The following is an 8,903-nucleotide window of genomic DNA, read 5'->3' as shown; positions in this document are numbered from 1 at the left end:
GCCGCCCGCCGCCGGCGCCCCGCCCCCCCCCCCCCGCCCGCCCCCCCCCCCCCCCCCCCCCCCCCCCCCCGCCGCCCCCCCCCCCCCCCCCGGTGCCGGCCGGCAGCGGCTCGGCGTCGGCGAGCGCGTCGACGTCGTGCTCGTCCGGGCCGCCGGGGTCGACGGTGACCTGGAACGGCCGCCCGGCCTTCCCGCCCTTGACGCCCCAGCAGGACAGGATCGAGCGGTCGGCGATCGACATGAAGTGCGCGTCGCGCAGCACCCGTATGTGCTTCTCGTAGCCGCAGCCGCCGCGGTAGCGGCCCGGCCCGCCGGAGTCCAGGGCCAGGCCCAGCCGCTCGACGCGCAGCGGGAAGCGGGACTCGGTGAACTCGGTGGGCAGGTTCCGCGAGTCCGGGACGACGTGGATGGTGTCCTCGCCGTCGGCGTAGTACCGCCCGCCCGAGCCGCCGCCGAGCACCTCGCGCATGAGGTAGGGGTTGCCGTCGAGGTCGGTGCCGTAGACGCCGGTGTAGCGGATCGTCTCCTGGTCGGCGGGCATCCGGCCGCCGGTGGCCTTGGCCAGCACGCCGGCCAGCACGCCGAGCAGCCGCAGGATGACGAACGTGCGGGCGTTGGTGGGCGCCGGGAAGACCGGCGTGAGCAGCGTGCCCTTCTCCGGGAAGCGCATCTCGATGAGCGGGACGACGCCCTCGTTGACGTCGAGCTCGGCCATCCGCTCGGGCGTCTCGGCCAGGTTGCGCAGGATCGGCGCCAGCCACTTCTTGAGGAAGTTGCCGTCGGCGTAGTCGCCGCAGTGGTTGATCGGGCCCTTCGCCTGCGGGCCGGTGCCGGTGAAGTCGATGACCAGCGGGGTCTCCCTCGAGGAGTCCATGGTCAGCGTGATCCGCTGGCGGTGGAGCTGGGGCTCCTCGACGCCGTCGTGCTCGGCGTAGTCCTCCCAGACGTAGGTGCCGTCGGGGATCTGCGACAGGATCTCCCGCCGGTAGACCTCGGTGGAGTTGGCCAGGATCGCGTCGAAGCACGCCTCGACGGCGGGCACGCCGTACCGGTCGAACAGCTCGCCCAGGCGCCGGGCGCCGGCCAGGCACGCGGAGCACTCGGCGTCGAGGTCGGCGGCCAGCGAGTCGGGCATCCGGGAGTTGCGGGTCATGATCTTCAGCGCCGACTCGTTGGGCACGCCGCGGTCCCACAGCTTGATCGGGGGGACCATCAGGCCCTCCTCGTACACGCTGGTGGCCGCGCTCGGCATGGACCCGGGCACCGCGCCGCCGATGTCGTCGTGGTGGCCGAACGCCTGGATGAAGGCCACGACCTCCGGCTCGCCGGTCTCCGGGGAGGCGGCGAACACGGGCACCGTCACGCACAGGTCGGGCAGGTGGCCGATCCCGCCCTCGGACAGGTAGACGTCGTTGTGGAAGAAGACGTCGCCCACGTTCATGGTCTCGATCGGGTAGTCGCGCACCACCGGGTGCACGAGCGCCGAGTACGAGCGGCCGGTGAGCTTGCGCAGCTGCCGGTCGTGGATGCCGGCACGGAAGTCGTGCGCGTCGCGGATCATCGGCGACCGGGAGGTGCGCCCGATGGAGGTCTCGACCTCCTTCTCGATCGCGGCCAGCGTGCCGGCGACGATCTCGACGAGGACCGGGTCCGCCTCGACCTTGCCGTTCGTCAGGGTCATCAGGACTCCTTGGTGAGCAGCAGGTTGCCGTGGGCGTCGACCGTGGCGGCGAAGCCGGGGTGCACCGGGACGGTGGAGCCGAACTCCTCGATGACCGCCGGACCGCTGACCACGTCACCGGCGCCCAGCCGGGTGCGGTCGTAGGTCGGGGTGTCCACCCAGTCGTCGAAGAAGACCCGGCGGGAGCCCGTGACGGCCCGGTCCGTCCCGCCGTCCCGCTCGGGCAGCCGCACGACGTCCGGGCGGCGGATCGGCCCGATGCCGCTGACCCGCAGGTTGACCCACTCGACGGCCTGGCGCGGGTCGTCGGCGAAGTCGTAGCCGTAGAGCCGGCGGTGCGCGGCGTGGAAGGCCTGCGCGACGTCCTCCGCGGCGGCGCGGTCGAGCCCGCCGTCGGCCACCGGGACGCGCACCTCGAACGCCTGGCCCACGTAGCGCAGGTCGGCGGTCCGCTGCATCCGCTGCTGGTCGCGCCCGAAGCCCTCGCCGTCGAGGGCGGTCTGCGCCTGCGCCTCGAGGTCGCCGAACACCGACTGCACGCGCCCCAGGTCGAGGTCGAGGTGCCGGGAGACGACGGTCTGCACGTAGTCGTTGCGGACGTCGACGGTGAGCAGCCCGAACGCGCTGACGTTGCCCGGGTTCGGCGGCACCAGCGTGCGGGGCAGGGTGAGGATGTCCATCAGCCGGCAGGCCAGCAGCGAGCCCGAGCCGCCGAACGTGGTGAGCGTGAAGTCGCGGACGTCGAGGCCCCGGGCGACCGTCACCTGGCGCAGCGCGTTGGCCTGGTTCCAGGCGGAGATCTCCAGGATGCCGGTCGCGGTGCGCTCGAGGTCCATGTCGAGCTTCGCCCCGAGCTGCTGGAGGCCCTCGCGCGCGGCGTCGACCGACAGCGGGATCTCGCCGCCGAGCAGGTGCGGGGGGATCCGGCCGAGGACGACGTGGGCGTCGGTCACCGTCGGCTGGTCGCCGCCGTCGGGATAGCACATCGGGCCGGGGTCGGCGCCGGCCGACCTCGGGCCGACCTTGAGCGTGCCCTCGGGCGACAACCAGGCGATCGAGCCGCCGCCGGCGCCCACGGTGACGACGTCGATCATCGGGATCTTCGACGGGTAGTCGCCGACCGAGCCCTCGGTGGTCAGCGCGGGCTCGCCGTCGATGACCACCGTGACGTCGGTGGAGGTGCCGCCGCCGTCGCAGGTGAGCACGCGGTCGAAGCCCGCCGTCCCGGCGATCAGCGCGGCGCCCAGGGCGCCGGCCGCAGGGCCGGAGAGCATCGTGGTGATCGGCTGGTGCACGACCTCGCCGGCCGACAGCACGCCGCCGTTGCTCTTCATGACGTAGAAGGGCACGCCCGGCGCGATCTCGTCGAGGCGGGTGCGGATGTTGGTGACGTAGGCGCCGACCTTCGGCTTCACGGCGGCGTCGACGAGCGTGGTCACCGAGCGCTCGTACTCGCGGTACTCGCGCAGCACCTGCGAGCTGATCGACACGACGGCGTCCGGGTGCTCCTCGCGCAGCACCTCGAGCATGGCCCGTTCGTGCGCGTCGTCGGCGTAGGAGTGCAGGAAGCAGACGCCGATCGTGGTGATGCCGGCGTCGCGGAAGAAGCGGGCGGCGGCGACGGCGTCGTCGCGGTCGAAGGGCCGGACCTCGGTGCCGGTGTGGTCCAGCCGCCCGCGCACGGTGCGCACCAGGTCGGCCGGGACGATCCGCGGCGGCTTGACCCAGAAGTAGCTGTTGCCGTAGCCGTCGGGCACCGACTGGCGGGCGATCTCGAGCACCGACTCGTAGCCCTCGGTGGTGACGAACCCGATCCGGTCGAGCTTGCCCTCGAGCAGCTGGTTGGTGGCGACCGTCGTCCCGTGGCTGACCGCGGTGACCGCGGAGCCGTCGAGGTCCAGGAGGCCGAGCACCTTGCGGACGCCGGCGAGGAAGCCCTCGGCGGGGTCGGCCGGGGTGGACGGCGTCTTGGTCGTCGTCGTCCGTCCGGTCTCCTCGTCGACGGCGACGACGTCGGTGAACGTGCCCCCGGTGTCGATCCCGATCCGGACCCGGCGCGCCGCTGCCATGGGCCGATACCTTAGCGCTGAGGGATCTGGGCGGGAAGGGACGCGCCTCGAGTCGCACCCGAGCCGCCCGCAAGCCGCGGTGGCGACGGTCGGGGCGTGACCCGACCCCTCCTGCGCGCCGCGACCCTGTCCGCCGGGCTCGTCCTGCTGTCCGCCTGCGGGACCGGCTGGCCCGACGACGCGGGGGGACCGGTGCCGCCGGGGCCCTACACGGGCGTGACCGACGGCGCGCTGTTCCACGACGCCGTGGACGGGGAGTTCGAGGCCGACCACGTCGCCGGCGACGACGCCGCCGTCTGGGTGCTCGGCGACCGCCCGTTCGACGTCGAGCGCGACCCGCTGCCCCGGCCGGCCGACGTGCTGCTCGCGTACCCGGTCACGGCCGGCGGACCGGGGGAGCCGGTGGCCTTCCCCCGAGGGCGGGGACTGGCCGCGGACGACGAACCCCCTCACCGCCGGCCTGGCGCTGGCGCCCGACGGCGACGCGCTGCTGCTGGCCCAGCTCGCCGACGACAGCGGCACCGACGCGGGCGTGCCCGAGCTGGTGCTGCTGCGCTTCGACCCGGGGAGCGGCGAGGTCACCCGGCTCCCGCTGGCCTGGGAGTGGCCCTTCCAGGACTCCGCGCTGGTGTCGTGGACCGAGGTGGAGTGCGACGCCGAGGGGGCCTGCGTCGCGCGGTTCAGCGAGGGCGAGGGGCAGGAGGCCGACGCCGTCCTGGACGCCGACACCGGCGCCGTGCTGGCCGAGGACCCGCCCGGGGAGGACCTGCGGGGGCACCCGACGCCGGTCGCGGACCTGCGGGTGCTGTCCGGCGTCGCGACCCAGGCGGCGCCGCCGGGCGACTCACCGGGCCACGACTGGCGGATCCCGTGGGTCCGGTTCACCACGGGCGCGGGGGAGTCGGTCGGCCCGCGGGTGCCGCTGTCGACGGTCAGCGCGGAGGTCGTCGACCGGCAGGTGCGCCCCGACGGCACGCTGCTGCTCGCCGTCCGGGAGGAGCGCAGCGACACCACGCGGCTGCTCGCGCTCGCGCCGGGCGATCCCGAGCCGACGGTGCTGGCCGAGACCGGGTGGGCACCGGACCGGGACGCGCTGGCCGTCGACGAGGCGGCCGGCCGGGCGCACCTGCTCGGGTCCTCCGACGTCCTGGTGCCGGTGCTGGTGACCGTCGACCTGGCCGCGGGGGAGGCGACCGACTCGGGGCCGCTCTGTCCCGGGGAGGCCGGCCTCGACCACCTGCGGCTCACCGCGGCCGGCGCCGTCGCCGTCGGGTGGTGCGGGGAGCGGGGCGAGGGCCTGTGGGTGCTCCGGTGAGGCAGCGATACCGGACGGTCCGGGGCCGCCGAGATCGACGGCTGTCGTCCCGGCGTGCTGTGATCGCCTGCGCGGGGCACGCGGTCCCGCCCGCACGGGGAGGGAGGGGACCCGGAGTGCACGGCAGCTGCGGGGACGGCTCCCCCGGGGTCCGGTAGCGCCCGGGTGGACGGCCGGCTGGCACACGAGTTCGTGGAGGGCACCGACGCCCTCGTCTGCGTCGTGGACGCCGACGGGCGCGTCCTGCTGGCCAACCCGGCGCTGCAGCGGTTCACCGGGCGCCCGGCCGACGGCCTGGTCGGCACCCTCTTCTGGGACGTCTGGGTGGTCCCCGAGCACCGCGAGCTCGCGCGGGACGCGGTGGAGCGGGCGATCGCCACCGGCCGCGCCCACCCGCAGGAGGGCGCCTGGCTGACCGCCGACGGGTCCCGGCGCCTGATCTCGATGCAGAACAACGTGCTCACCGGCGCCGACGGCCGCCCCTACGCGGTCGCGTGCGTGGGGATCGACGTGACCGACCAGCGGCGGCGGGAGGCGGTGCTGTCGGAGCGGGCGCGCACCGACCGGCTCACCGGGATCCTCAACCGGGGCGCGCTCTTCGAGGAGCTGGCCCACTGCCTGGACCCGGCGGCCGGCCGCGACTGCGGTGTCCTGTTCTGCGACCTCGACGGGTTCAAGGTGGTCAACGACGTGCACGGGCACGCCGTCGGCGACGCGGTGCTGGTCGAGGTCGCCGCCCGGTTCCGCGCGGAGGCGGGGTCCGACGGGGTCGTCGGCCGGTTCGGCGGGGACGAGTTCGTGGTCCTGTGCCCCGGCCGCGACGAGGCCGAGCTCGCCGACCTCGCCGCCGCCGTGCGCGAGCGGGTCGGCGCGCCGGTGCCCACGGCGGCCGGCCCGGTGGTGGTCGGCGTCAGCGTCGGCGGTGCCGTGGGGCGGCCCGGGGCCGCGCCGGACGAGGTGATCGCCCGGGCCGACCGCGCGATGTACGGCGCCAAGACCCGCCAGCGCCGCCGCTGGGAGCGCTAACGGCGCGGCCGGCCGATCCCGGTGGCGTAGAGGACGGCGAGGACCGCGCCGGACGGGGCGAACCAGATGAACCACGGGTAGGCCGCGTCGCCGCTGCCGAGGGAGACCAGCAGCCAGACGACGACGTTGACCGCGACCGCGGCGGCCCACACGGTGGTGAGCACGCGCATCGCCGTCCCGCCGTCGGTGTCGGAGAAGACCCGGTGCCGCGGCGCCGGGGGCGGCGGGGGTGGCGGCTCGGGCAGGTCGCGGGTGACCCGCTCCAGCTCGCCGCGGGTGCGGGCTGCCCAGGCCGCCGTCACCCGTTCGTCGAACTCGTGCAGGTCGAGCTGGCCGGCGCCGACCGCCCGGTGCAGCCGGTCCTGCACCGCCCTCCGCTCGACGTCGGAGACCCGCAGTTCCTCGGCCCGCACCGGCTCGCCCATGCGCCTGATCGTGGCACCGCCGGACCCCCGTCGGGGTCCGTCGAGCGGTGGACGGTTCAGTCCGCGACGGCGCGCAGCAGGCGGGCCAGCTCGGCGCGCTCGGCGGTGGACAACCGGGCGAACAACTCGCGGGTGTCGGCGCGGCGGGCGGCGTCCACCTCGGCCTGCACCCGGCGTCCCTCGGCGGTCCCCCGCAGCAGCACGGCCCGGCGGTCGGTCGGGTCCGGGGTGCGCTCCAGCAGGCCGCGCTCCTGCAGCGCGTCGGCCACCTCGGTCGCCGAGCGGGGCGCGATGTGCAGCGCCTCGGCCAGGTCGGACAGCCGCACGCCCTCCTGCAGGACCACCACGCGCAGGGCGCGGACCTGGTGGGGCGACAGCGCCCACGGCGCCAGGACGTCCCGCCAGCGCCGGCGCTGGGTGCGGGCGGCGCGCATCACCAGCTCGCCGAGCTCGGCGCCCTCGTCGTCCACGGGGGAATGCTACCGGCAGTGGTGTGGTTACCAGAACGTGAGGTAGCCTCAGCAACCACGGAGGTGGTCGCCATCGACGAGATGGGGAGTGGTCGAGGGAGGGGCGGGCCCGGGCGGGCCGTCGACCCCGCGGACCGGGCGCAGCTGGAGCGCGCGCCGGTCTCCCTGCGCCGGGTCGCGGCGCTGTTCCGCCCGTACCGCTGGCAGGTCGGGACCGTGGTGGCGCTCATCGTCGCCTCCTCGGTCGTCGCGCTGGCGACGCCGTTCCTCGTCCGGCTGGTCATCGACGAGGCCCTGCCCCGGCAGGACGTGCCGCTGCTGGTCTGGGCGGTCGCCGGCATGGTCGCCGTCACCGGCGTGACCGCCGTCCTCGGCGTGGTGCAGACCTGGCAGTCGACGACGGTCGGCCAGCGGGTCATGCACGGCCTGCGGACGGCGGTGTTCGCGCACCTGCAGCGCCAGTCGCTGGGCTTCTTCACCCGGACCCGCGGCGGCGAGGTCCAGTCGCGGCTCACCCACGACATCGGCGGCATGCAGTCGGTGGTCACCTCGACGGCGACCTCGCTGGCGTCCAACGCGACGACCGTTGTCGGCACGGTGGCCGCCATGGTGGCGCTGTCCTGGCGGCTGTCGCTGCTCTCCCTGGTCGTCCTGCCGCCGGCGATCGCGCTGACCCGCAAGGTGGCGCGGATGCGCCGCGCGGTCACCGCCCAGCGGCAGCGGCACCTCGCCGACCTGCACGGCCAGGTGGAGGAGGGGCTGTCGGTGAGCGGCGTGCTGCTGGGCAAGACCCTCGGCGCCGGCCCGGCCGCCTCGCGCCGGTTCGCCGCGACGTCGGAGGACCTGGTCGGCCTCGAGGTGCGCTCGCAGCTGGCCGGGCGGTGGCGGATGGCCTCGATGAGCGTCGTGTTCGCCGGCATCCCCGCGCTGATCTACCTGTTCGCCGGGCTGCCGGCGACCTCGGGCGGCATGACCATCGGCACGCTCGTCGCCTTCACCGCGCTGCAGGGGACGCTGTTCCGCCCGCTGATGGGCCTGCTCGACGTCGGCGTCTCGGTCACCAGCTCGATGGCGCTGTTCAGCCGGGTCTTCGAGTACCTGGACCTGCCGGTGGAGATCGACGACCCGGAGTCCCCGGTCGAGCTGGACCCGGCGGCGGTGCGCGGCGAGGTCCGCTGGGAGGGCGTGGACTTCACCTACCCCGACGGCGCCCGCCCGGCGCTGCGCGGGGTCGACGTCGCCGTCCCCGCGGGCACGACGCTGGCGCTGGTGGGGGAGACCGGCTCGGGCAAGTCGACGATGGCCTCGCTGGTCGCCCGGCTGGCCGACCCGACCGCCGGCCGCGTGACGATCGACGGCCTCGACCTGCGCGACCTGCGGCTGGCCACGCTCGCGCAGGTGGTCGGCGTCGTCGCGCAGGAGACCTACCTGCTGCACGCCACCGTGCGGGAGAACCTGCGGCACGCCCGGCCCGACGCCACCGACGCGGAGATCGAGGCCGCCGCCCGCCGCGCCCAGGTGCACGAGGTCATCGCCGCGCTGCCCGACGGCTACGACACCGTCGTCGGCGCCCGCGGTCACCGGTTCTCCGGCGGGGAGAAGCAGCGGCTGGCCATCGCCCGCACGCTGCTGCGCGACCCGCGGGTGCTGGTGCTCGACGAGGCCACGAGCGCGCTGGACACCGCGACCGAGCGCGCGGTGCAGGCGGCGCTCGACGAGGCCCGCCGCGGCCGGACGACGATCACCATCGCGCACCGGCTGTCCACGGTGCGGCACGCCGACCGGATCGTCGTCCTCGACGCCGGCCGGGTGGTGGAGTCCGGCACGCACGCGGAGCTGGTGGCCCGCGGCGGCCGCTACGCGGAGCTGGTCGCCGCCGGCGACGACGCGGGGGACCTGCTCGCTGCGTGAGCCGAC

The 8,903-nt window shown here is 75.4% G+C and carries 7 protein-coding genes; 3 read left to right on the top strand and 4 right to left on the bottom strand.

The features are described from left to right. Together ACI796_RS18125 and ACI796_RS18120 are read right to left on the bottom strand one after the other, a co-directional pair. Positions 1 to 1,681 (bottom strand): hydantoinase B/oxoprolinase family protein (locus ACI796_RS18125; RefSeq protein WP_456942616.1); only part of this gene is annotated, 1,681 nt, incomplete at its 3' end. Then, a complete protein-coding gene (locus tag ACI796_RS18120) occupies positions 1,681 to 3,750 on the bottom strand; it encodes a hydantoinase/oxoprolinase family protein (protein ID WP_456942615.1) in 2,070 nt (689 codons plus the stop codon). The genes ACI796_RS18125 and ACI796_RS18120, both read right to left, overlap by 1 nt. Before the next feature lie 532 nt (positions 3,751 to 4,282). Here ACI796_RS18120 and ACI796_RS18115 point away from each other — a divergent pair. Together ACI796_RS18115 and ACI796_RS18110 are read left to right on the top strand one after the other, a co-directional pair. Continuing rightward, on the top strand, positions 4,283 to 5,065 hold the full coding sequence (locus ACI796_RS18115; RefSeq protein ID WP_456942614.1) for a hypothetical protein: 783 nt from the start codon (positions 4,283 to 4,285) through the stop codon (positions 5,063 to 5,065). A 165-nt stretch (positions 5,066 to 5,230) separates the two neighbouring features. After that, positions 5,231 to 6,091, top strand: coding sequence for a GGDEF domain-containing protein (locus tag ACI796_RS18110; protein WP_456942613.1), 861 nt, complete (start codon positions 5,231 to 5,233; stop codon positions 6,089 to 6,091). Here ACI796_RS18110 and ACI796_RS18105 read toward each other — a convergent pair. Continuing rightward, on the bottom strand, positions 6,088 to 6,516 hold the full coding sequence (locus tag ACI796_RS18105) for a DUF1707 SHOCT-like domain-containing protein (RefSeq protein ID WP_456942612.1): 429 nt from the start codon (positions 6,514 to 6,516) through the stop codon (positions 6,088 to 6,090). The genes ACI796_RS18110 and ACI796_RS18105 overlap by 4 nt on opposite strands. 56 nt (positions 6,517 to 6,572) lie before the next feature. Beyond that, positions 6,573 to 6,986, bottom strand: a complete 414-nt coding sequence (locus ACI796_RS18100; protein WP_456942611.1) for a MarR family winged helix-turn-helix transcriptional regulator — start codon at positions 6,984 to 6,986, stop codon at positions 6,573 to 6,575. A 63-nt stretch (positions 6,987 to 7,049) separates the two neighbouring features. Here ACI796_RS18100 and ACI796_RS18095 point away from each other — a divergent pair, with 63 nt between their 5' ends. Further along, positions 7,050 to 8,897 carry an ABC transporter ATP-binding protein gene (locus tag ACI796_RS18095; RefSeq protein ID WP_456942610.1) on the top strand — a complete coding sequence of 616 codons (1,848 nt, stop codon included), beginning with the start codon at positions 7,050 to 7,052 and terminating at the stop codon, positions 8,895 to 8,897. Positions 8,898 to 8,903 lie beyond the last annotated feature (6 nt).

The organism is Geodermatophilus sp. SYSU D00525 (assembly GCF_054050475.1).
Note: the sequence above shows the minus strand (reverse complement) of the source record. Positions and strands in the feature narration are given on the sequence as shown.